The organism is Pseudoalteromonas sp. SR43-5 (assembly GCF_014163835.1).
Classification (GTDB): domain Bacteria; phylum Pseudomonadota; class Gammaproteobacteria; order Enterobacterales; family Alteromonadaceae; genus Pseudoalteromonas; species Pseudoalteromonas distincta.
Genome location: NZ_JACJEA010000027.1, coordinates 1 through 21,961 on the forward strand (window position 1 = coordinate 1; position 21,961 = coordinate 21,961).

The 21,961-nt window shown below is 39.5% G+C and carries 21 protein-coding genes and 1 tRNA gene; 15 read left to right on the plus strand and 7 right to left on the minus strand.

Annotated features, from left to right (window positions below; genetic code table 11):
* The first annotated feature begins 321 nt into the window (after window positions 1–321).
* The 5 genes from H5090_RS15335 (at window position 322) to alr (ending at window position 4,858) form a co-directional block, all read left to right on the plus strand.
* The gene (locus tag H5090_RS15335; RefSeq protein WP_182696133.1) at window positions 322–870 is read left to right on the plus strand and encodes an RNA polymerase sigma factor; all 549 of its coding nucleotides are present in this window, start codon (window positions 322–324) and stop codon (window positions 868–870) included.
* Complete coding sequence (locus tag H5090_RS15340) at window positions 857–1,339, plus strand: hypothetical protein (RefSeq protein WP_024596807.1); 483 nt, start codon at window positions 857–859, stop codon at window positions 1,337–1,339. Before H5090_RS15335 ends, H5090_RS15340 begins: the two co-directional genes overlap by 14 nt.
* Window positions 1,340–1,348: 9 nt before the next feature.
* Window positions 1,349–2,287, plus strand: a complete 939-nt coding sequence (locus H5090_RS15345; RefSeq protein ID WP_002963051.1) for a DUF4097 family beta strand repeat-containing protein — start codon at window positions 1,349–1,351, stop codon at window positions 2,285–2,287.
* 112 nt (window positions 2,288–2,399) lie between these two features.
* The gene (gene dnaB, locus H5090_RS15350) at window positions 2,400–3,779 is read left to right on the plus strand and encodes a replicative DNA helicase (protein ID WP_002963050.1); all 1,380 of its coding nucleotides are present in this window, start codon (window positions 2,400–2,402) and stop codon (window positions 3,777–3,779) included.
* A complete protein-coding gene (alr, locus tag H5090_RS15355; RefSeq protein ID WP_024596806.1) occupies window positions 3,779–4,858 on the plus strand; it encodes an alanine racemase in 1,080 nt (359 codons plus the stop codon). Before dnaB ends, alr begins: the two co-directional genes overlap by 1 nt.
* Before the next feature lie 31 nt (window positions 4,859–4,889).
* Here the strand turns inward: alr and H5090_RS15360 are convergent, their stop codons facing one another.
* The gene (locus H5090_RS15360; protein ID WP_002963045.1) at window positions 4,890–5,129 is read right to left on the minus strand and encodes a DUF2960 domain-containing protein; all 240 of its coding nucleotides are present in this window, start codon (window positions 5,127–5,129) and stop codon (window positions 4,890–4,892) included.
* 100 nt (window positions 5,130–5,229) lie between these two features.
* Here H5090_RS15360 and H5090_RS15365 point away from each other — a divergent pair, with 100 nt between their 5' ends.
* From H5090_RS15365 to H5090_RS15375, 3 genes are all read left to right on the plus strand, one after another.
* The gene (locus H5090_RS15365; protein WP_002963043.1) at window positions 5,230–5,481 is read left to right on the plus strand and encodes a hypothetical protein; all 252 of its coding nucleotides are present in this window, start codon (window positions 5,230–5,232) and stop codon (window positions 5,479–5,481) included.
* A gap of 200 nt (window positions 5,482–5,681) precedes the next feature.
* Complete coding sequence (gene pnuC / locus H5090_RS15370; RefSeq protein ID WP_002963042.1) at window positions 5,682–6,299, plus strand: nicotinamide riboside transporter PnuC; 618 nt, start codon at window positions 5,682–5,684, stop codon at window positions 6,297–6,299.
* 3 nt (window positions 6,300–6,302) lie between these two features.
* Window positions 6,303–7,109 carry a phosphotransferase gene (locus H5090_RS15375; RefSeq protein ID WP_182696134.1) on the plus strand — a complete coding sequence of 269 codons (807 nt, stop codon included), beginning with the start codon at window positions 6,303–6,305 and terminating at the stop codon, window positions 7,107–7,109.
* Between the two features lie 3 nt (window positions 7,110–7,112).
* Here H5090_RS15375 and H5090_RS15380 read toward each other — a convergent pair whose 3' ends face one another.
* A complete protein-coding gene (locus tag H5090_RS15380) occupies window positions 7,113–7,295 on the minus strand; it encodes a hypothetical protein (RefSeq protein WP_039490259.1) in 183 nt (60 codons plus the stop codon).
* Window positions 7,296–7,541: 246 nt separating this feature from the next.
* Here H5090_RS15380 and H5090_RS15385 point away from each other — a divergent pair.
* The 3 genes from H5090_RS15385 (at window position 7,542) to H5090_RS15395 (ending at window position 9,067) form a co-directional block, all read left to right on the plus strand.
* Window positions 7,542–7,616: transfer RNA gene (locus tag H5090_RS15385), tRNA-Arg, on the plus strand.
* A gap of 211 nt (window positions 7,617–7,827) precedes the next feature.
* A complete protein-coding gene (locus H5090_RS15390) occupies window positions 7,828–8,361 on the plus strand; it encodes a DinB family protein (protein WP_033022198.1) in 534 nt (177 codons plus the stop codon).
* Between the two features lies 1 nt (window position 8,362).
* Window positions 8,363–9,067, plus strand: a complete 705-nt coding sequence (locus H5090_RS15395) for an NRDE family protein (protein WP_182696135.1) — start codon at window positions 8,363–8,365, stop codon at window positions 9,065–9,067.
* 106 nt (window positions 9,068–9,173) lie between these two features.
* Here the strand turns inward: H5090_RS15395 and H5090_RS15400 are convergent, their stop codons facing one another.
* Complete coding sequence (locus H5090_RS15400) at window positions 9,174–10,937, minus strand: lysophospholipid acyltransferase family protein (protein WP_182696136.1); 1,764 nt, start codon at window positions 10,935–10,937, stop codon at window positions 9,174–9,176.
* A 336-nt stretch (window positions 10,938–11,273) separates the two neighbouring features.
* Here H5090_RS15400 and H5090_RS15405 point away from each other — a divergent pair, with 336 nt between their 5' ends.
* The gene (locus H5090_RS15405) at window positions 11,274–12,488 is read left to right on the plus strand and encodes an HD-GYP domain-containing protein (protein WP_039490270.1); all 1,215 of its coding nucleotides are present in this window, start codon (window positions 11,274–11,276) and stop codon (window positions 12,486–12,488) included.
* Here H5090_RS15405 and H5090_RS20915 read toward each other — a convergent pair.
* The gene (locus H5090_RS20915; protein WP_310736003.1) at window positions 12,448–12,771 is read right to left on the minus strand and encodes a hypothetical protein; all 324 of its coding nucleotides are present in this window, start codon (window positions 12,769–12,771) and stop codon (window positions 12,448–12,450) included. The genes H5090_RS15405 and H5090_RS20915 overlap by 41 nt on opposite strands.
* Window positions 12,772–13,054: 283 nt before the next feature.
* Between H5090_RS20915 and H5090_RS15410 the strand changes: the two genes are divergently transcribed.
* Entirely contained in the window at window positions 13,055–14,323 is a 1,269-nt protein-coding gene (locus tag H5090_RS15410; protein ID WP_154903642.1) for an outer membrane protein transport protein, read from the plus strand.
* 113 nt (window positions 14,324–14,436) lie between these two features.
* Here H5090_RS15410 and H5090_RS15415 read toward each other — a convergent pair whose 3' ends face one another.
* From H5090_RS15415 to pepA, 3 genes are all read right to left on the minus strand, one after another.
* On the minus strand, window positions 14,437–17,292 hold the full coding sequence (locus H5090_RS15415) for a valine--tRNA ligase (protein ID WP_182696137.1): 2,856 nt from the start codon (window positions 17,290–17,292) through the stop codon (window positions 14,437–14,439).
* 53 nt (window positions 17,293–17,345) lie between these two features.
* Window positions 17,346–17,792, minus strand: coding sequence for a DNA polymerase III subunit chi (locus H5090_RS15420; protein ID WP_002962020.1), 447 nt, complete (start codon window positions 17,790–17,792; stop codon window positions 17,346–17,348).
* Between the two features lie 149 nt (window positions 17,793–17,941).
* Window positions 17,942–19,453, minus strand: coding sequence for a leucyl aminopeptidase (pepA, locus tag H5090_RS15425; protein WP_101164139.1), 1,512 nt, complete (start codon window positions 19,451–19,453; stop codon window positions 17,942–17,944).
* Between the two features lie 309 nt (window positions 19,454–19,762).
* On the opposite strand from pepA, the gene lptF reads away from it, so the two are divergent.
* On the plus strand, window positions 19,763–20,875 hold the full coding sequence (lptF, locus tag H5090_RS15430) for an LPS export ABC transporter permease LptF (RefSeq protein ID WP_002962016.1): 1,113 nt from the start codon (window positions 19,763–19,765) through the stop codon (window positions 20,873–20,875).
* Entirely contained in the window at window positions 20,872–21,939 is a 1,068-nt protein-coding gene (gene lptG / locus H5090_RS15435) for an LPS export ABC transporter permease LptG (RefSeq protein ID WP_024603537.1), read from the plus strand. Before lptF ends, lptG begins: the two co-directional genes overlap by 4 nt.
* The last annotated feature ends 22 nt before the right edge of the window (window positions 21,940–21,961 follow it).

Consider the following 21,961-nt stretch of genomic DNA (forward strand, 5'->3'; position numbering starts at 1 on the left):
ATCATTTTGCGGGGCTAAACGTGTCGCTACCTGTGTTAAAAAATTCTCATTTACGACTGCATGGATGCAGAAGGTAGAGCAATGCAGGAGCAATTGCCGAGAACAACTAAATAGCGAATTTTTTGTCTAGCTATCAACACGTTTTTCCATCCTCAAAATAGATCACTTAATTAAGCGAATTGGTATAAAGCCTCGCATAAGCCACTTTTTATTCAATTATTTTTTCATTCCTTTTAAACCTTTTCGAACTGTCATTACGTCTAACTTATTAATACACTTAAATAGCAACTCAACAATAATAATTAAAAGGCGGCATCACGGATGTTACACGTTAAACCCGAACCAACGCCTTTGTGCGAAGCTGCACTCATTGAGCGAGTTAAATCGGGTGATCAAGGCGCATACACAACGCTTTATGAGTTACATATAAAACGAGTATACGGTTTATGTTTACGCTTATTAGCAGACCAAGCACACGCCGAAGACGCCGCCCAAGAGGTATTTGTACAGGTATGGCATAAAATAGCATTGTTTGATGGGCGTTCGCAGTTTTCTACTTGGCTATATAGTGTTGCCAGTAATGTAGCGATAAGTTACCTGCGCAAGCAAAAAAACTGGTTACAAAAAGTAGTAAGTATTGAACACAGCGGTATGGATGAGCAATCAGCTAACGACTGCAAAGGCTTAAATGGCCTCGATAAGTTAATAGTAAGGCTTCCTGAGCGCGCACGTATGGTATTTGTATTATTTGCTATTGAAGGTTACAGGCACGAGGAAATCGCGGAGCAATTAGGTATGACTGTTGGTTCAAGTAAGTCACAATATCATCGTGCTAGGCAGTTATTACAAGAGTGGTATGAAAATGAGTAAACCAAACTTTAACGACTACTTAAATAAGTCATTAAACACGCTTGATAAAGAAATTACGCCACAAAAAGATTTATGGGCGGGGATTGAGCGAGCAATTGTTAATAATAAGCAGAACCCAAACAGCACTATTATTTGGCCAAAACTAACGGCAATAGCAGCGTGTACTGTGGCTGCTTTAATTGCTGTTAATATATTTGTTATAGCACCTGAACCACAGCCCGTAGTGGCTATAAGTGATTACTTTTCGGCTCAAAAAAATAGTTTGTTAGTTGAATACGAAAATAAAGAAGCATTAACCACTAACTGGCAAACGCAACTACAAGAACTTGAAGAAGCTGAGCAAGCAATAAAGCAAGCTCTTGAAAACGAACCACAAAACCAAGCGCTACTGACAATGTTAGCGCAAATATATCAACAACAACTTGATTTAATTAACAAGGTGCACGCGCCACGTTGGCAGCACATTTAGGAGTACGATATGAAAGCGATTTTATTAGGACTGAGCTTATTTCCACTGGCGGCATTTGCGGGTGAAAAAATAGATAAGCAAATAGACGTACCAAGTGGCGGCACTATTTTTATTGAAAACCAACGCGGTGATATACATATTACAGGCTGGGATAAAAACGAATTTAAAGTATCTGGCGAGCTTGATGATAAAGCACAGGGTTATGAGCTTAAAACAAGTGGTGATAAAACACAGTTTATTGTAAAAATGCCCCGTAAATCAAATTGGGGCAATAGTGGTGACGGCTCAAACCTAACTATATTTATGCCTAAAAGCAGTAGTTTAGAGTTTGCTGGCGTTAATGTATCGGTGACTGCAAAGGAGCTTAAAAACGGCGCAGAAGTTGATGTGGTTAACGGCGAAATTACGGTAGATGATATTACTGGCAACATTAAGCTCACCACTGTAAATGGTGATGTGAACGCTGAGAACTTAAACGGGAATATTCAGTTTGAAACCGTAAATGGTGAAATTAACGATAGGCAATCAAGTGGTGAGCTGCGTTTTAGCGCTGTTAATGGTGATATTAAATCAACTTCAAGCGCTAATGATGTACGCCTTGAAAACGTAAATGGCGATATAGAATTTACGCTATCGGCTATTAAAAACCTACGTATTAATACGGTCAATGGCGAAGCAGAAGTACAGATTAACGAGCTTTTAAAAGGCGGTGATGTACGTTTTGAATCAGTAAGTGGTGATGCCGACTTTTATTTCCCACAAAGTGTATCAGCAAAGTTTGAAATTAAAGCCCATGCTAATGGTAAAATCATTAACAAAGTCAGTAGTGACAAAGTCAGTAAAGCTAAATATGGCCCAGCCAGTGATTTAGAGTTTAGTATTAATGGCGGTAATGCAAATGTTGAAATGGATACCATAAGTGGACGAATAGAGCTTCGTACCAAATAACACTCATTCCCCATCACGATTACAAAAAGCAGGAAAGATTTCCTGCTTTTCTATTTGCACAGCCCCTGCAAGTCGATAGAATAGAGCCATTCAATTTTACTACTGTGAAGTTATGGCCAAACCAGATAAGCAAGTCGATACTCTTAAAGTTCCTCCCCATTCAATAGAAGCTGAACAATCTGTTTTAGGTGGCTTAATGCTTGATAACCAAGCTTTTGACCGCGTAGCTGAGCTTGTTGTATCACAGGATTTTTATACCCGCACGCACAAGTTAATTTTTGAGGCGATGACGGCACTTGCTGAGATTGGCGATCCGATAGATTTAATCACTATTTCTGAAAGTTTAGAAAAAAATAATAAACTTGCAGGTATTGGGGGTTTTGCTTACTTAGCCGAAATTGCTAAAAATACGCCAAGTGCAGCCAACATTGATGCCTACGCAAACATTGTACGTGAGCGTGCTGTTGTACGTGAAATGATTGGCGTGGCAAATGAAATAGCCGAAGCGGGTTTTAATACCGAAGGGCGTACTAGTCACGACCTACTCGATTTTGCCGAAAGCAAAGTATTTAAAATTGCCGAGCAACGTACAAAAAGTACGGAAGGCCCGCAAAGTATTCATAACATACTCGAAAAAACCGTTGATAAAATAGAAGAGCTTTATCAATCGCCACAAGATGGTGTAACGGGTGTAAGTACAGGTTATGCCGATCTTGATAAAATGACGACGGGCCTGCAACCGTCTGACTTAATTATTGTTGCAGCGCGTCCTTCAATGGGTAAAACCACCTTTGCGATGAATCTTGCAGAACATGCCGCAATGACTCAAGACAAACCCGTGCTAATTTACTCGCTAGAGATGCCTTCAGAACAAATTATGATGAGGATGTTAGCGTCTCTTGGCCGTATTAACCAAACTAAGGTACGTACAGGTCAGTTAGATGATGACGATTGGGCGCGACTTTCATCAACAATGGGCTTGTTGATGGAAAAAGGCAAAATGTATGTTGATGATGCCTCGGGCTTAACACCTACCGATGTTCGCTCTCGTGCACGTCGTATTGCGCGTGACCACGGCGGCATTAGTATGATCATGGTCGATTACTTGCAGCTAATGCGCGTACCTAGCCTTGCTGATAACCGAACACTTGAAATTGCTGAAATTTCGCGTTCACTTAAATCACTAGCAAAAGAGCTAAAATGTCCGGTTGTTGCGCTTTCGCAGCTAAACCGTACGCTAGAGCAACGTGCCGATAAACGCCCAATTAACTCAGATTTACGTGAGTCAGGGTCGATAGAGCAGGATGCCGATTTAATCATGTTTATTTACCGTGACGAAGTTTACAACGAAGACAGTACTGATAAAGGTATTGCTGAGATTATCATAGGTAAACAACGTAACGGCCCAATTGGTAAAGTGCGTTTAACATTCCAAGGTCAATTTTCTCGCTTTGATAATTACGCGGGACCAGCGGTAGATGACGATTACTAATGCGCTTAGCGACTGCTGAAATTAACTTAACGGCACTTGCGCATAATTTAGCGCAAGTTAAGGGCTTTGCACCTAACAGCAAAGTGATGGCGGTGCTAAAAGCAAATGCTTACGGGCATGGATTAGTAACGATTGCGCAGCATTTAAATAATGCTGACGCATTTGCTGTGGCACGTATAGATGAAGGGCTTGCCCTTCGAGCTGGGGGCTTAACAAAACCAATTGTTTTACTAGAAGGCTTTTTTAACAAAGCCGACTTACCGATTCTGCTGGCCAACAATTTTCAAACTATTATTCACGATGAGTACCAATTAGCGGCGCTTGAAAAAGCAAAGCTAGATGCACCAATAACATGCTGGTTAAAAGTAAATACAGGTATGCATCGATTAGGTATTGCGCCAGAGCAGTTTGAAGCCTTTTATAGCCGCTTGCAAAAAACACCTAACGCTAAAAATACCGTTAATTTAATGACCCACTTTTCGTGTGCTGATGACGTTGATAATGCTAAAACGGTTCAGCAAATTACGTTGTTTGATAATTTAGTGAATGGTATTGACCAAGCGCATTGTTTATCAAATTCGGCTGGTATTATTGCCTGGCCGAGCGGTCATGGCGATTGGGTGCGTCCTGGGCTTATGTTATATGGTGTATCGCCAATGGCAAATAGTATTGGGCAGCAACACAAATTAAAACCAGTTATGCGCTTAACTACGCGCGTAATTGCAGTGCGAGATGTGCCTGCTAATGAAGCTGTTGGGTATGGTGGTCGTTGGAAAAGCGATAAACCAACCAAGTTAGCTGTTGTAGCTATGGGTTATGGCGATGGTTATCCTCGGCATGCTAAAGAGGGGACACCGGTAATAATTGGTGAGCAGCGTTATGGTATTGTAGGTAGCGTAGCTATGGACATGATCAGCGTTGATATAGGCGCTAATGAGCATAATATTAAAGTTGGCGACAGAGTCACTATGTGGGGCCCTGAGCTACCAGTTGAAGAAATAGCACTGTGCGCTGATACTATTCCTTACGAGCTATTATGTAATATTACACCACGCGTAAGTTATGAGTATCAGCCATAGTTAGTTTTTAGCGTATACCAATTGGGTATAATTACTCTTTTATAAAGTAAATGTCGCTAAAGCCCATACGGGCAAATTCTTGGTCGCGAAAGTTACGAACAGAAGCAGACCCTTTTGAGGTCATTTCTATTTGGCGTACCATATTTAAGTAATTTGTTAAATCAATACCCTCGGCAGCAGCAATAGCTTGATACATGTCGTGGTATTTATCTTTTGCGAAGTTAATTTCGCGCGGTTGGTTTTTAAATGTATACGTTATTCTGCGTGCCATAATAAGCTCAGTTAAATTGAGTGTTAGTATAATTTTACACTGTATTGAACTGGCATTGAATGATTTGTTTAAATCAAATAATTAAAAAGTAGAGTTTAAAATGAAATTATCAGTAGAGATCAGTAAATATCCACTTCACCAAGATTACATTCCGTTTATTAAAGGCTTTATTGACCGCTTAAACGAATACGAAAATTTAAAAGTGATTACTAATACGCTATCAACGCAAATTTTTGGTGATTATGATTTAGTAATGCAGGTGTTAAATACCGAAATTAAGCGCTCATATGAAGAATTTGGTAAAGCTATTTTTGTATGTAAGTTTCTCTCTGGCGACTTATCGCCTGAATAATCTATAATACCAATCTGCATAAATCTTTGATCAATTTAACGAATTAAATTGCACTATAACGTCGTTAAAATTTTTTATTTAGAACAACTAGATACAAAAATTTTTGCCTAGTTTTAGCGTGATTTTCTTACCGTTAAATAGACCCCGTATATAAGCAGATTGGTATAACAAATGGCGCAACTAAACGGTGATTGCATAATATGGACTTTTTAACACAAACCTTAAGCGGTTTTACAGCAATGTCGCATTGGGAATACATTGCGGTAGGATTGTCGATGGCGTACTTATTATTGGCAATAAAGGAAAGCTTATGGTGTTGGCCAGCGGCATTTTTTAGCACGCTCATTTATACAATTATGTACTGGAATGGCGCATTGCTCATGGAGTCGTTACTTAATTTTTATTATATGTATATGGCTGTGTTTGGATGGGTTGTATGGAGAAAAGGCAAAGCTGAAAATTTAAATATTACATCGTGGTCGATAAACCGTCATGCTGTTTTAATTAGTTTAACAACCGTAGCTGCAATTACAATTGGTTACGTTATGCAAAACTATACGCATGCCGATTTTGCTTATCTTGATAGTTTTACAACGTGTTTTGCCGTAGTAACTACTTACTTAGTTGCTAAAAAAGTCCTCGAAAACTGGCTGTACTGGATTGTAATAGATGCAGCTTCCATGTATTTATATTATGAAAAAGGCTATTACCCAACGCTTGCGCTCTTTATATTTTATACCATTATGGCCGCGTGGGGCTTTAAAACTTGGTACGAAGAGTACGAACAAAGCCAAGCTAAGCCGCTAGCTCAGCTTTAATTAATGATTGAGCATAATCAGCTAGTAAAAATGTGTAGGGCGTTTATAGAGCCTACTAGCGTTACTTCAAGCGAGCGACTACTAAATGGTTTTAGTAACGATAATTTTTTAATACGTACCAAACAACAAGGGTATTTATTAAAGTGTTATAAAAGCCATTGGCCAGCCATAGGGCTTGAAGCACAGCGTTTTTTAAGTGAGCTTAATATATGTCCTGCGCCTGTTTGGCTCGATAAAAAGAATAGCCGTGCGGTATTTAATTATATTGAAGGTAATACAGCGCAATCGGATATAACGCTTAGCTTTATTAATAAACTTGCCCAAGTACATAATTACAAAGCGTCTACCGCGCCAATGGATATAGCTAAAGAGCTGCATTTTTATCAAAGCACCGGCGTATATACGCAATATAAACCTCAAATAGAGCAGGCACTCAAAGTAGTTGCAGCCATGCAATTTGATGAAGGCTTTTGTCATAATGACTTGGTAAAAGATAACATTATTGTAAATGCTTCGGGCATGTATTTAATTGATTTTGAGTACGCGCAAACTAACGATGTATATTTTGATTTGGCAGCCCTTGCAGTGAGCTTTAATCTTAATGAGAGCAGTGACAGTACATTGTTAAACAACTATAAAAATAGCGTTGATAAAACAAGCACGTTTTACCCATCAATAGATAAGCTAAATTACTATAAACTGTTTTTTTTGGTGTTATGTATTGCTTGGTATGAGGAGCGCAACATAACTAGTAAATCTATAATGTTACGTGCGCAGCTAAATAAACTTGTTACTAATACTTTTTTATAAAAGTTACAAACCACCAAAGCGTTCAGCGAGCTCTTTGTACTTTGTTACTTCGGCCGCATCAAATTGTGGTTCGCCATTCTCGTCTTCAGATTTAGCAATTAATAAACTTTCTCTAGAGAGACGTTTTACACGCTCTACTTTTACACCTAAAAATTCAGCGACTTGCTCAGTAGACATTAAACTCATTATTATTTCCTCGTATTAAACTAATCCTCACAGCGACAATCATAATTTTAATGTTACTAAACCGTTACTGTTTCTTATCTAATAAGAATAAATAGCGTGTTTTTAAGCCTTTGTGAAGTGTTTTATTTAAAAGAGTTTAATTAATAAGCATATAAGCTGATCTTACTGGTATTTATTTAAAGATCTCTTTATCATTGCGGGTGCTAAAGCACTGATATCGCGAGTTGGTGTGGCGGCAACAAATGTGCTCTCGTGGTGAAATGGATATCACGTGGCCCTCCGGAGGCTGAGTTGTAGGTTCGATCCCTACCGAGAGCGCCATTTGCTTTTATATGTATTAATTATCCTCTCTATATTACCTAGCTTCTTATTAATTACTCTTGTATTTAAAAATGCATTTACTGCAAAAACTTTGAAAGTTAATTTTAAAAACAGCTTTCTAGTTATTTATACAATGCAAAATTAGCATCCAAAAATCATGTTGTAATTATTTGCATATAAGTTTTAGTGATAAATGAGGAAGACCGATTTAATGTTAAATAGTCAATTAGAGATACTAGCTCAAGGACACGCTTATCTTGAAGGTGTAACTAAAGAGGACTATTCCCAAGTCATCACTCCTAACTTTATTAGCTCGGCTGGAGCTCATATGCGACATATTATCGATCATTATCAATCTTTAATGACCGGCTTTAGCACGCAAAAAGTAGATTATGATTGCCGCTTAAGAGGAGGAGATATTGAAAACTCTCCAACTGCTGCAATAAAAAAAATTGCCGAAATAACAACGTGGATTGAACAGCTAAGTCCAGATGATTTTAATAAACCGTTATCACTTTCAAGCGAAGTTTCAATTAAAAGCAAAAATGTACAAACAGTAACCACATCACTTGCGCGAGAGCTTATTTTTGTAGGCAGTCACGCTGTGCACCATTACGCGATGATTTCACAAATTTCTTTTGCTCAAAAGTCGCAGCTCGATCAAAGCTTTGGTTTAGCACCAAGTACAGCTACTTTTTTAAGAGAAAATAGCCAGCCAGCACAACCAAAATCGATGCAAAATTAAAATGTGCACGTTAAGCTACTTTTTAACTGATGATGGCTACGAGCTATTTTTTAATCGCGATGAGCAAAAAACACGAGAAACGGCAATCGCTCCAAGTAAGCACCAGGGCAATGCAATTTTCCCCATTGATCCGCAAGGAGGAGGTACTTGGCTTGGGGTATCGCATTTTGGGCAAACACTCGCATTATTAAACGATTACCAAAGTGTATTTGATATAACTGCGGTAAAGCATAGTAGAGGTTTGTTAATCCCTCATTTACTGAGCAATAAAGCCCCTGCATTGTACCAATTACAAAACATGGATTTATCGGGCTACGCGCCTTTTAAGTTATGTATTTTTCCGGATGGACTATCGATAAATAACAATAACGTGGTTTTTGTTAGGTGGGATACAAAGCAGTTGATCCACTGCCAAGTTGAACCACTTGCTACGTCATCAGGTGTTGAGCTTGAAACGGTGACACAAAAACGTAAACAACAATTTAAGCAACTTATTGATTTAAGACATCCTGAAAGTGAGCAGTTTTTAGCGTTTCATTACAGTAAAGCCGAACAAGGGCAATATGGCGTAAATATGCTAAGGGAAGATGCAATGACGGTCAGTATTAGCCATATTAAAGTTGGTAACACTATACGTTTTAATTATTTTGATAAGCAGTCTCAGCTCATTAGTAGCATTGGTTGTTTAAAAGTGGCTGCTGCTTAACTAAATATTTTTATAGCTGTTACATAACTAAAAAAGTCGACGCAATTAATAGCGTCGACTTTTTTTGCTCAATTTTTACCTGCTATATTAATACAGCAGGTAAAAATTATGAGTGATTTATATAATCATCCTTTTTATCACCAAGGTAGAGCTTAAGTAGCTTTTCAGGCGCACTTGGTAGGTGCACACTTAAAAGTAATCCTGGCGTTTGATTAAAGTTGCTATCAATGCCCATGCAATGAAATTGAGCGCCTAGCTTATGGTATTGCTTTAATAAAATCGGTATGTCTTTTTTATCTTCTTCTATTCCCATAACCAATGCTGATACATGGCTTATATTTAACGTGTGGTCATTAATAAAGTATTCAAACTCTGGGTGGAGCTTATTATTAAAAGGCGTATTGGCGCTAACACCTTGTTTATTATTAACCATTGCATGGTCAATAATTGCAACAGAACGAGGGTCATAAAGTTTACTTAATGAAACCGTGCCATATAAAGTCCTATAGCGTGGATTTTGCGCCATAAACGCACCAATCCCTTTAAATAGCAGTAATAAACCATGGTAACTGCCCTGATGTTTTTGAACTATAAACGATCGACCCATTTCTAAGCACGGCTGTTGCTGATTAATAAAAGAAGGTTCAAAGTTAAACATTTGCGATAAATAAAGAGCGCTCACGTCGCTATTTTTTTGTAATAAATCGGTTTGTCCAATTCTATAAGCACCAATAATTTCTTCATTTTTATGATCAAAAATAAACAAATGCATGTAAGTCGCATCAAACTTATCTGTGTCGCATGGCTCGCCACTTCCTTCGTTTAATGTGCGAAAAGTTATTTCTCTGAGGCGTGTTATTTCAGTAACGCAATTAGGTATTTGCTCTTGGTAGCCGTAATAAACTGAGTAACCTTTAAAGTCGACTAAGTGCTGCTCGCTTGGCAAGTTAGCAAGCTCATTTTTCATTTTTGTTTTATCAACTTCCTGCATAATGGCTTTGAGCTGTGTTGATTGGTTATCCTCTTGCCAAGGCGTTACAAAGCGCTCATCGTTTAAGTAACATTGCAAGCGCGCAAGTGCGTTTATGTCGTCAGTTTTTTCAAACTTATTTAATAATTTGGGTGTAAGTAAATTACCAGCGCTTAAGCTAATAGAGCTTTTTTGAATTTTAAGTAATTCGCGTATTAGCATTAATAATCTAAATCGGTAGTAAACACGCCCCAAGTTATAAAAGGTTGAGCTATTCTGACCGCTAATAAATACAGGCAATAAAGGAGCTTGTGTTTTTAAAGCTAGTTGAGCGGCTAAGCGATTCCATTGCCCGTCAGTTACACGCTGTTTTTCTGATTGAAAAAATGACACTCTTCCCGCAGGAAAAACCACAAGTAAGCCATCATTTTTAACATGACTAAAACACTGTTTTATTGCGCTGGTATTAATGGCTGCTTTTGGTTTTAGTGGGTTAGCAAAAATAAAATAGTCTTTAATTTCTTTAAATATTTTTAAACCCACGTTAGCCATTACTTTTGTATCGCTACGATAATGGGTGAGTAAATTTGCAATTATTACGCCCTCAATCATGCCATAAGGATGATTACATACCACTATGCAAGGGCCATGCTTTGGTATTTTGTCAATAACACCTTGTGCACCAAGCACATTTATACCTAATACATTTAACAGCTTTTCACTAAACTCTTGTTTATCTAAACCCGATAAATTATTAGAGAGGTATATATCACGCAGCTTATTGATGCCCAATAGGCTATCGAGCAGCGGAGCGGCTATTTTTAGTATATGACTCAAAGGAGAAACGGTGTTTATTGCCGCTACACTTAAGTTTGATACGGGGTGGTTTAATTTTGTCATATACGTTGATGCTCTTAAATTTTTATAGCTGTTGTGTATATTTAGACCGAGGAAAAACCACATTATGTTCAAATTAGGTTAATTAAGTTTGTTTAAAAGCGTAAAAATAATACTCAAATAGTCTTTTAAGTGCTAAATGGTTGTAGGTTATTAAGAAAATAGAAGAGGGTTTTAATTATCCATAAAATAAGGTTACCCACTACAGCTAATAAGAGTGATACAGCAAGTAATCCTTTGTAGTTATATATCACTACTTATAACTCAAAAACTAGACTTTTAAGCTTAATTAATGCTATTTAAGGTACATCTACTTTAAATGTAAAAAATCTCACCTTTATGCTAATTACTTTGCCTGTGTCTGAGCTCACCCCTGGTATGTACGTTGATAGCGTTACTAAGCAACACGAGGGGATCAATAGCATAAAAATTAAGACCAGTGGCTTGGTGCGCGACAAATCTATTATTAAGCGTTTAGTGTCTGAAGGGGTGCTCGAGCTGCTTATAGATTTTACTAAAGGTGATGCGCCAGTTCCTGCCAAATATAAGCCCCAAAGCGCACCTAAAACATCTAATAGCCAAAAAAAAGTAGAAAAAACACCTATAGCTATTTCTATCGAACAGGAGTTTGCTAAAGCGACTGTAAATTACGATCAGCATGGCCGAAAGTTACAATCATTATATGGTGATTTAACATCTGGCCTGAGTGTTAATATAAAAGTGCTTGATGAAATTGCCAGCGAGATAGTCAGCTCAGTTTTTCGTAATGCTAACGCTATGACTATTCTTACTCGTATAAAAGACAAACATAGCTATAACTGGCGGCATATGATCAACTGCGCCATTTTTACTGCTGTATTTGCTAAATACTTAGGGTATGAAAAGGCTGTTGTACAAGAGCTTGCAATGGGGGCGTTACTTCATGACTTAGGCCAAGCTAAATTACCGCAGGGTATATTTTCCAAGCCAACTAAACTAAGTAATAACGAGCTAGCAGCAATTAAAAAGCATGTTGCCCAAGGTTTAGGTTTAGTTAAAGGTGAGAAGGGTATAACTCCCCTTATGCTCGATATGATAGTAAATCATCATGAGCGTTTAGATGGCTCTGGTTATCCGCGAGGCCTGCAGGCTGAAAAGTTAAGTCGCCCGGCGCGTATAATGGCAATTGTAGATGTGTACGATGCTATGACAGCCGATAGAATGCACCAAGAGGGTGATGAGCCTATTAATGCATTACGCTACTTATTAGCCAATAAACACTTGTTTGATGGTGAGTTAGTTCAGCGCTTTATAAAGTGTTTAGGGGTCCATCCGGTAGGGACTATTGTAAAATTAACGAATGAACGTTTAGCCTTAGTGCTTGAGGGGAACGTATTAAATCCTATAAAACCTAAAATTAAGCTATTTTATAATGCTAAGCACAATCATCATGTTACACCTAAAGACATAGATTTAAGTGAGCACACCCAAGAGCTTAAAATACTAGCGAGTGTTAAGCCTCTTGATTATCAGATTAATTTGTCTCGCCTGCTAAAAGAGCATTTGTTGAACTAGTTTTACTGCATTGCCTTTTTTTAGTTTGTTTTGCAGAAATAAACGCACCCAAAAAACAACTCCCCATCAGTGTTAACCATAGCAAAGTACCTAACTCTACATGCAATGCAAAACAACAAAGCGTTAAAGAAATCAACGCATTTAACATTGCCCCTAACCAATAATGGTTTACGGGGTTATCGCATTGTCCTGCTTGAGTGCATGCGCAGTAGTTTGCTTTGTAAAAGCAAAATACACTCGCCCCACAAAATATTAGCCCTGTAATAATAAATAAAATGATCACAGTTTTACTTCCTTTGCGATTTTATAGTGAGTGTAATTTGCTATATATTTCAAGTCAATCTAAATGATAATTAATTACAATTAGAGCTTTAACTCTAATAACACATTTCTCATCCGATGAGTTTTAAATAGTTGTTAAAATGTCGTTAAATAACATGTTTTTTGCTGTTTTTTGACGCATTCATAGAGTTTTTTACAAAAAATTAAGGTAGTGTAGCAAAGTTTCAAATCCTAATAACAACACACATAGTACCCAGACAGTCAGTTTGGTTAAGGACTCAACAATGAAATTTTCTAAAACTCTTATTGCAGCTTCGCTTGCATTTGTTTCAGCTGATAGCTTTGCAGCTGCGTTTCAATTATCAGAGCAAAATGCATCGGGTTTAGGCCGTGCATACGCTGGTGAAGCTTCTATCGCAGACGATGCGTCTGTAGTTGCACGTAACCCAGCACTAATGACTTTATTTAAAGATAAACAACTAAGTGTTGCTGCTATTGGTGTAATTCCAGATGTAAGTATTGAAGGCGAAAGTACTAATAACGGTATTGACCCAAGTGCATTAGATGACGACAGCATTGCACCAAGTGCTGTAGTACCTGCTGTTTACTTTACTATGCCTTACAACGATAAAGTATCGATTGGTTTTGGAGCATTTTCTAACTTTGGTTTATCTACAGAGTTTAACGACGAATACGTTGCTGGCCAAATTGCTGGCGAAACAGAAATCTTTACTGTTAACCTTAATGCAAGCGTTGCTTATAAAGTAACTGAGCAATTCAGCTTTGGTATTGGTTTAAACGCTATTTATGCTGATGCAACTGTTATTCGTAAAGTGGGTGCTAATGCAAGCGGTATTGATTTTGGTGCTGATGCTGTAAACCTTCAAGGTGATGATACTGGTTTTGGTTTAAACGTTGGTTTAATGTACCAGCTAGATGATAACAGCCGTTTTGGTTTTAACTATCGTAGCGAAACAGACATCACATTTGATGGTGACTTCTCAAACGATCTACCAGCAGCTATTGGTGGTACAGGCGGCGCTAAGCTACCAGGAGCTGTTGATCTAACACTACCAGCTATTGCTGAGTTTTCTGGCTCACATCAGTTAGATGATAAGTTAGGCCTACATTACAGTGTATTATGGACAGGTTGGAGCAGCTTTGAATCACTAGAAGCACAAGTAACGTTACCAACTGGTGATAAGTTTGTTGCGTTTGAAAAGCAAGAGCAGTTTGATGACTCTTTCAGATACTCTGTAGGTGCTGATTACCAATACAACGAAGATTTACTACTTCGTGCCGGTGTTGCATTTGATGAGTCTCCAGTATCACAAACGCACCTATCAATCTCTATTCCTGATACCGATCGCTTTTGGTTCTCGTTTGGCGGTAACTACACAATTGATCAAAACTCTAACGTTGATCTTGGTGTAAGTATCATCCGTGGTAAAACACAAACGTTCACAGAAGCTGATGACTCGGGCAGCCAGTGGGGCTTCGAATCTAAAGGCCACGCGGTATTACTTGGCGCTCAGTATAACTACAAGTTTTAATGTAGAAGTGTCTCGTGGTTAATCACAGGGCACAAAAAAGCCGCTCACTTTAATTAAAGTGAGCGGCTTTTTTAATGCCTATTAAATAGTGTTAATAGACATTTTATGAAAGCTTATAAGCTTTCTATTTTAGTTTTTTGCTCAAGTAGCTTAGTTTTAGCATCGCTAAACTCAGCCAGTTTTGCATTTTCTTTAGCAAGTACCGCTTCAGGTGCGTTATTAACAAACTTTTCGTTAGCGAGTTTGTTTTGCACTTGTGCTAGGCCTTTTTCTGCTTTTTCGAGTTGCTTATTAATACGTGAAAGCTCGGCTTCTACATCAATTAAGCCCGCCATTGGGATCATGATCTCAAGGTTGCCAACATAAGACGTTGCACATGCAGGTGCGTCGTCTTTGTTTTCAAGCATTGTAAACTCTTCAATTTTTGCAAGTGATGCTAAAAATGATTTGTTTTCTTCAATACGGCGCACGTCGTCGCTTGATGCATTAGCAAGTAATACGCTAAGCGGTTTACTTGGGCTAATATCCATTTCACCACGAATGTTACGAATAGCTAAAATGAATTGTTTAACCCACTCTAAGTCGTCCATCGCTTTAGCATCAACGCTTGCTTCATTATATACAGGGAACGGCTGAACCATAATGCTGGTGTTTGTTGTTTCAAGGCCTGCAAGAGGTGCAACACGTTGCCAAATCGTTTCAGTGATGTACGGCATCATTGGGTGCATTAAACGCAGTAAGCTTTCAAGTACGGTAATAAGTGTATTACGTGTACCACGTTGCTGCGCTTCATTACCTTTAAATAATACCGGCTTAGTTAGCTCTAAGTACCAATCACAGAACTGGTTCCAAGTGAATTCGTAAAGCGTGTTAGCAGCTAAGTCAAAGCGGTAGTTATCAAGGTGCTCAGTATATGTTTTAACTGTTGACTCAAATTGACCTAAAATCCAGCGGTCAGCTAATGAAAGCTCTTTTTGTGCATCGTTTGCAAAACCACAGTCTTGCTCTTCTGTATTCATTAATACGTAACGGCTCGCGTTCCATAATTTATTACAGAAGTTACGGTAACCTTCAAGGCGGTTCATGTCCCAGTTAATATCACGACCGGTAGATGCCATTGCAGCAAGTGTAAAGCGAAGGGCGTCGGTGCCGTGTGCCTCAATACCGCCTGCAAATACTTTACGCGTATCTTTTTCAATTTTAGCGGCAAGTTTTGGCTGCATCATGTTACCAGTACGTTTTTGTACTAGGTCTTCAAGTTCAATGCCGTCAATCATGTCTAGTGGGTCAAGTACGTTACCTTTTGACTTAGACATTTTATCGCCATTGTCATCACGTATTAAGCCCGTTACATACACGGTTTTAAACGGAACTTGTGGTTTGCCATTTTCGTCTTTCACAAAGTGCAGCGTCATCATAATCATGCGCGCAACCCAGAAGAAAATAATATCAAAACCAGTTACCAGCACGTCAGACGGATGGAAGGTTTTTAAATCATCGGTATTTTCAGGCCAACCTTGTGTAGAGAAAGTCCAAAGTGCTGACGAGAACCACGTATCAAGTACGTCTTCGTCTTGGCTTAGTGTTACGTTATCTGCAATGTTGTTTTCACGGCGTACTTCAGCTTCGTCGCGACCAACAAATACATTGCCTTCACTGTCGTACCAAGCTGGAATGCGGTGACCCCACCAAAGCTGGCGTGAAATACACCAATCTTGTACGTCGTTCATCCACGAGAAGTACATGTTTTCGTATTGCTTAGGTACAAATTGAATGTCGCCGTTTTTAACAGCGTCTTTTGCAGGTTCAGCAAGTGGTGCAACACGTACATACCATTGGTCGGTAAGCAGTGGCTCAATTACCACACCAGAGCGATCGCCGTAAGGAACCGTTAAACCATGGTCTTCAATTTTTTCAAGTAAACCTAGTTCTTCAAATTCTGCCACAATTGCTTTACGCGCTGCAAAACGATCTAGGCCGTGCAAGCGCTCAGGTATTGGTGCATCAAACTCAAGCTCTTTACCGTCAAAGGTGTATGTTTCACCTTGGGTAAGAATAGCGGCGTCTTTATCGAAAATGTTGATCATAGGCATTTGATGACGCTTGCCCACTTCGTTATCGTTAAAGTCGTGCGCTGGGGTTATTTTTACACAGCCCGTGCCTTTATCTTTATCGGCGTGTTCGTCAGCAACAATTTTAATACGACGATTAACGATGGGTAATAAAATCTCTTTATCGATTAAATCTGTGTAGCGCTCATCATCAGGATTTACTGCAACACCCGAGTCACCCAACATGGTTTCAGGACGTGTTGTTGCTACTACTATGTAGTCTTTTCCGTCTTGTGTTGTAACGCCATCAGCTAATGGGTAACGTAAGTTCCACATGTGGCCTTGCTTGTCTTTGTTTTCAACTTCAAGATCAGAAATAGCCGTGTGTAATTTTGGATCCCAGTTTACTAGGCGCTTGCCTCGGTAAATTAGGTTTTCTTTATGGAGGCGTACAAACACTTCTTTAACAGCTTCAGATAAACCATCATCCATGGTAAAGCGTTCACGATCCCAATCAACCGATGCGCCAAGGCGACGAAGCTGCTTAGTGATAGTACCGCCAGATTCTTTTTTCCATTCCCAGATTTTATTAATAAAATCTTCGCGGCCTAAATCGTGGCGTGTTTTGCCTTCTTCGGCATGCAGTTTACGCTCAACCAACATTTGCGTTGCAATACCTGCGTGGTCAGTACCTACTTGCCATAATGTGTTGTTACCTTGCATACGTTTAAAACGCGTTAGGGTATCCATTATTGTATCTTGGAAGGCGTGGCCCATGTGTAAGCTACCAGTGACATTTGGCGGCGGGATCATAATTGAATATGGTACGCCTTGGCCAGATGGCTTAAAGTAGCCTTTTTGTTCCCAGTCTTGATATAGAGACTGTTCAATATCTTGCGGATTGTAGGTTTTATCCATTACACAGAACCTTAAATAAGTACTTAAATTAGTTGGTTAGTTTGCCTGATTGGCTAGCTATTAATATCTTGCGTGGTGAGATTGGCACCGAGTTGGCGTAGCTTTTTAAAACGCTCGCGGGCTGCTTGCTTAGCAGCTGGTTCTACGGGTACAAAATCAAAAACTTGGTTAAACCGACGAATATAATCCGGTAACTGAGTAGCCAAGTTAATTAAAACTTTACGATTGCCAACAGGTGGCGTAATACCAATTTCTACAGGTGCGCCGCCTTTAGGGCCTTCACCTTGTAAATTATGTGGCACAAAACTATCTGGATCGAATGCCCAAATTATTTCATCAATGGCACAGGCTGCTTCGTTATCGTTAACACAAATAAACACACGCTGCCCATTTCGATACTGATCGGCCGCAATTTGAGCTGCCAATGCAAAATGATCGTCAGCCTTCGCTTTAGACTCATCTTGTTGCTTTAGAACGAAAAATTTAGCGTTCATGTTCATTGTATCGGGGTTTCCCATGACATTGAATGTATACCAAATTGATATACACAAATTAAGAGGCAGATTTTGCCATATAACGGGGTTTGCTTCAATTAATACACAAATAAATAAGGCGCCAAATGGCGCCTTATAAATAGCTAAATAGATTATTAATCGTGCGTAGCTTCGCTTACACCCGCTCGATTTAATAAATACTGAGTAAGCATAGGAACAGGACGGCCCGTTGCGCCTTTTTTAGCGCCACTGCGCCACGCTGTACCGGCAATATCTAAATGTGCCCAATTATACTTTTTAGTAAATTTAGATAAGAAACATGCCGCAGTAATAGTACCCGCAGAGCGTCCACCTAAGTTCGTAAAGTCAGCAAATGGGCTTTCTAGTTGATCTTGATAGTCATCCCATAACGGTAACTGCCATGCACGGTCGCCACTTTGCTCAGACGCTTTTAATAAATCGTGTGCAAGTGGGTTATGGTTTGATAGTAAACCAGTAGCATGCGCGCCAAGGGCTACAATACACGCGCCAGTTAGCGTTGCTACGTCAATAACCGTATCTGGGTTAAATCGTTCAACATATGTTAGTGCGTCGCATAATACTAAGCGGCCTTCAGCGTCGGTGTTTAACACTTCAACTGTTTGCCCTGACATTGTTGTTAAAATATCACCTGGGCGATACGCATTTGAGCCAGGCATGTTTTCACAACCCGCTAAAACACCAATAACGTTAATCGGCAATTGCATTTGTGCAAGTGCACGCATTGCGCCAATAACGCCTGCTGCTCCGCCCATGTCGTATTTCATTTCGTCCATGCCTTCGCCTGGTTTTAATGAAATACCGCCTGAATCAAACGTTAGACCTTTACCAACAAGTACAATAGGGGCTTGGTCATCAGCGGCGCCTTTGTAGTTAATAATCGACATAATCGATTCGTTATCACTACCTCGGCCAACAGCTAGGTAAGAATTCATACCAAGTTCTGCCATTTGCTTTTCGCCAATAAGATCAACAGTAATGTTGTCAAAATCAGTTGCCAGCTCTTGTGCTTGTTCACCTAAGTACACAGGGTTACAAATATTTGGTGGCATATTAGCTACGTCTTTACATAGCTTACTACCTGCAGCAATGGCTAAACCATGCTCAATAGCGCTTTCGCCAATAGTTAGTTCGCGTCGTGTTGGTACGTTAAACACCATTTTACGCAGTGGACGACGAGGGTCTACTTTTTTACTTTTCAGTTGGTTGAACGTATATAAGCAGTCTTGCGTTGTCTCAACTGCCTGACGTACTTTCCAGTAGGTGTCGCGACCTTTAACGTGTTGCTCTGTTAAAAAGCAGACTGCTTCCATAGAGCCCGTTTCGTTTAAGGTATTAATAGTTTTAGAAATGATTTGTTTATATTGCTTATCATCAAGCTCACGCTCTTTACCACAACCAACAAGCAATATGCGCTCGCTTAATACATTAGGTACATGATGCAATAATAAAACTTGGCCTGGCTTACCTTCTAAATCGCCACGGCGAAGTAAATTAGAGATATAACCATCACTAATTTTATCGAGTTGTTCACCAATGGGGGATAACCTACGTGGCTCGTAAACGCCAACCACAATACATGCGCTGCGCTGTTTTTCTGGGCTACCACTTTTTACGTTAAATTCCATTGTTACTCCTGGTTTTGAGTCGTTTAAGTTACTAAGTTGGGGCTAAAAAAGTATTTTCTAGTCTTATCTACGTAACTTATGTAAAGATAATTCTTATTTTAGCTGATTTTGTTAGACTCTTACTGTGTAATTGAACTTTATATGCTTAAGGGCTACTAATGCAACATTATATCGTGCACTTAGGTAGGATAATTAATTCTGATGGCTTATAATAATAGCCTATTTGCCGGTATTAATTGGGTAAAATAGCCATTTAACTATTCAATTCTCACTATCGTAGTGAAATTCCATGTTTAACAGGGGCGAGCATTGCTAATTTTCCGTTATTTGACCGCTGAGGTTTTAAAATCGCAGGTCGCCGTATTTTTAACTTTGATGACAATATTTTTGTCACAAAAGTTAGTTGGTATTTTAGGTGATGCCTCTGAGGGCAGCATTCCTGCTAAATTAGTGCTATCGATGATTGCACTAAAACTTCCACAACTAGCCTCGCTAATACTTCCGCTGAGTATATTTTTAGGCATTATTTTAGCCTACAGCCGTATTTACGCCGATAGCGAAATGACCGTACTTAAAGCCTGTGGCGTAAGTGAATGGTATGTTGTGCGCGTAACACTTATATCAAGTGTAGGGCTTGCTATATTAGCCGCCGCACTGACTATGTATATAGCGCCGTGGGCAAGCGAGCAAGAGTATCAATTAAAAGAGCAAGCCAAAGCCGATGCGGGGTTATCTGCACTCAGAGCTGGGCGGTTCCAAGAAACCGGTAACGAAAAAGCCGTGGTGTTTATTCATAATATTGAAAAGGGTGGCAAAGAGCTCAATAAGGTATTTGTTGCACAGTTACCCGATAGCGAAAAAGGCAACCTAGCGCGCTTAGTATATGCAGAGCAAGGTGTTGTGGTTGAAGCCGTAAATGGTGAGCAACAGCTCGTGCTAACAGACGGTAAACGCTACGAAACAGATGGCACAACGCCTGCACTTAACTTAACAGAATTTGATGGTTACAGCGTACAAATACGAGAACAAGAAATAGAACACCAACGCCGTAAATTAGAGGCTGTGCCAACTAACCAATTATTGGCTATAAATACTCCTGAATCTATTGCTCAATGGCAATGGCGACTCGCTATTCCGTTATCAATTCCGCTACTTACCTTACTGGCAGTACCGCTAAGTGTGGTTAATCCTCGCCAAGGTAAATTTGCAAAACTAGTACCTGCTATAAGCTTGTACTTAGGCTATTTTATTTTACTAAATGCCGCTAAATTTGCAGTTGAAGATGGCAAAATTCCGCCTTCAATTGGCTTGTGGTGGATTCATCTAAGTGCCTTGTTTATAGGTGGATTATTAATTATAAAAGGGCGACCGTTGGGCGCTTGGCTTAAAGCCGTTGTAACTAAGCGGGAGTTAGGCTCATGATGAAAACGCTTGATTGGTATTTAGGCCGCAGTATTTTACAAACTACCGGCTTTGCATTGTTGGTACTTGTTGGTATTAGCACCTTAATTAAGTTTATCGACCAGCTAAAGTCGGTAGGGCGTGGCAGTTACGATTTAATGACCGCAATGCTTTACACGCTTTACACAATACCTGGCGATTTAGTGGTGTTTTTTCCGATGGCTGCGCTAATTGGTGGCCTAACGGGTTTGGGGGCACTTGCCTCAAACAGTGAGCTGGTAGTGATGCAAGCGGCTGGTATGTCGCGCTTACAAATAATTGGCTCTGTGATGAAAACGGCCATATTTATGGCTGTATGCATGATGGCACTTGGCGAATGGGGTGCACCTGAAGCGCAATTACACGCTAAAGAAATGCGTAACCAAGCAATACATGGCGGCGATGTATTTAACACACAAAAAGGTGTATGGGCTAAAGACGGCAGCAATTTTATTAATATTGAAGATGTTGACGAAAACGGCAGGCTCAACGGGGTACACATGTACCACTTTGACAAATCGTTAGAGCTTACCCAAATTACTAAAGCAAAAGATGCACTGAGCCGAAAAGAAGGCTGGCTACTTCGTGATGTAAATAAGGTTATTATTACGAGCGAAAAAACCACAACAGAGCAACTACCAGAAGAGTTTTACCCTTCACAATTGACCGCTGAAAAGTTAGGGGTTGTTTCGGTAAAACCAGAGTCACTTTCATTTACTGGGCTTTGGTCGTATTTAACTTACTTAGAGCAAAACGAACAAGACACCAGTACCTACGAGCTCGCTCTGTGGCGTAAGCTTATGCAGCCTGTATCTGTAGCGGTAATGCTGCTGGTGGCGCTCTCGTTTATATTTGGCCCACTGCGTACCGTTACTATGGGCGCACGTATTATTATGGGTGTTGTAACGGGGATCGTGTTTCACTTAACTAATGAAATATTTGGCCCTGTAGTTATGGTTTACCAAATACCTGCCATTATAGGGGCGGTATTACCCAGTATTATATTTATAGGCTTTGCGACATATTTGATGAATAAACGGGTATAGAGTACCTATGCAAAGCATTAAA

Bases quoted from the DNA above. Each gene is read 5' to 3' on its own strand.
- H5090_RS15420 (WP_002962020.1), bottom strand. From the start codon at position 17,792: ATGAACATGAACGCTAAATTTTTCGTTCTAAAGCAACAAGATGAGTCT.
- H5090_RS15390 (WP_033022198.1), top strand. From the start codon at position 7,828: ATGTTAAATAGTCAATTAGAGATACTAGCTCAAGGACACGCTTATCTT.
- H5090_RS15360 (WP_002963045.1), bottom strand. From the start codon at position 5,129: ATGGCACGCAGAATAACGTATACATTTAAAAACCAACCGCGCGAAATT.
- dnaB (WP_002963050.1), top strand. From the start codon at position 2,400: ATGGCCAAACCAGATAAGCAAGTCGATACTCTTAAAGTTCCTCCCCAT.
- H5090_RS15410 (WP_154903642.1), top strand. From the start codon at position 13,055: ATGAAATTTTCTAAAACTCTTATTGCAGCTTCGCTTGCATTTGTTTCA.
- lptG (WP_024603537.1), top strand. From the start codon at position 20,872: ATGATGAAAACGCTTGATTGGTATTTAGGCCGCAGTATTTTACAAACT.
- pnuC (WP_002963042.1), top strand. From the start codon at position 5,682: ATGGACTTTTTAACACAAACCTTAAGCGGTTTTACAGCAATGTCGCAT.
- H5090_RS15365 (WP_002963043.1), top strand. From the start codon at position 5,230: ATGAAATTATCAGTAGAGATCAGTAAATATCCACTTCACCAAGATTAC.
- H5090_RS15340 (WP_024596807.1), top strand. From the start codon at position 857: ATGAAAATGAGTAAACCAAACTTTAACGACTACTTAAATAAGTCATTA.
- H5090_RS15400 (WP_182696136.1), bottom strand. From the start codon at position 10,937: ATGACAAAATTAAACCACCCCGTATCAAACTTAAGTGTAGCGGCAATA.
- H5090_RS15380 (WP_039490259.1), bottom strand. From the start codon at position 7,295: ATGAGTTTAATGTCTACTGAGCAAGTCGCTGAATTTTTAGGTGTAAAA.
- H5090_RS15335 (WP_182696133.1), top strand. From the start codon at position 322: ATGTTACACGTTAAACCCGAACCAACGCCTTTGTGCGAAGCTGCACTC.
- H5090_RS15395 (WP_182696135.1), top strand. From the start codon at position 8,363: ATGTGCACGTTAAGCTACTTTTTAACTGATGATGGCTACGAGCTATTT.
- H5090_RS15405 (WP_039490270.1), top strand. From the start codon at position 11,274: ATGCTAATTACTTTGCCTGTGTCTGAGCTCACCCCTGGTATGTACGTT.
- H5090_RS15375 (WP_182696134.1), top strand. From the start codon at position 6,303: ATGATTGAGCATAATCAGCTAGTAAAAATGTGTAGGGCGTTTATAGAG.
- H5090_RS15345 (WP_002963051.1), top strand. From the start codon at position 1,349: ATGAAAGCGATTTTATTAGGACTGAGCTTATTTCCACTGGCGGCATTT.
- H5090_RS15415 (WP_182696137.1), bottom strand. From the start codon at position 17,292: ATGGATAAAACCTACAATCCGCAAGATATTGAACAGTCTCTATATCAA.
- alr (WP_024596806.1), top strand. From the start codon at position 3,779: ATGCGCTTAGCGACTGCTGAAATTAACTTAACGGCACTTGCGCATAAT.
- pepA (WP_101164139.1), bottom strand. From the start codon at position 19,453: ATGGAATTTAACGTAAAAAGTGGTAGCCCAGAAAAACAGCGCAGCGCA.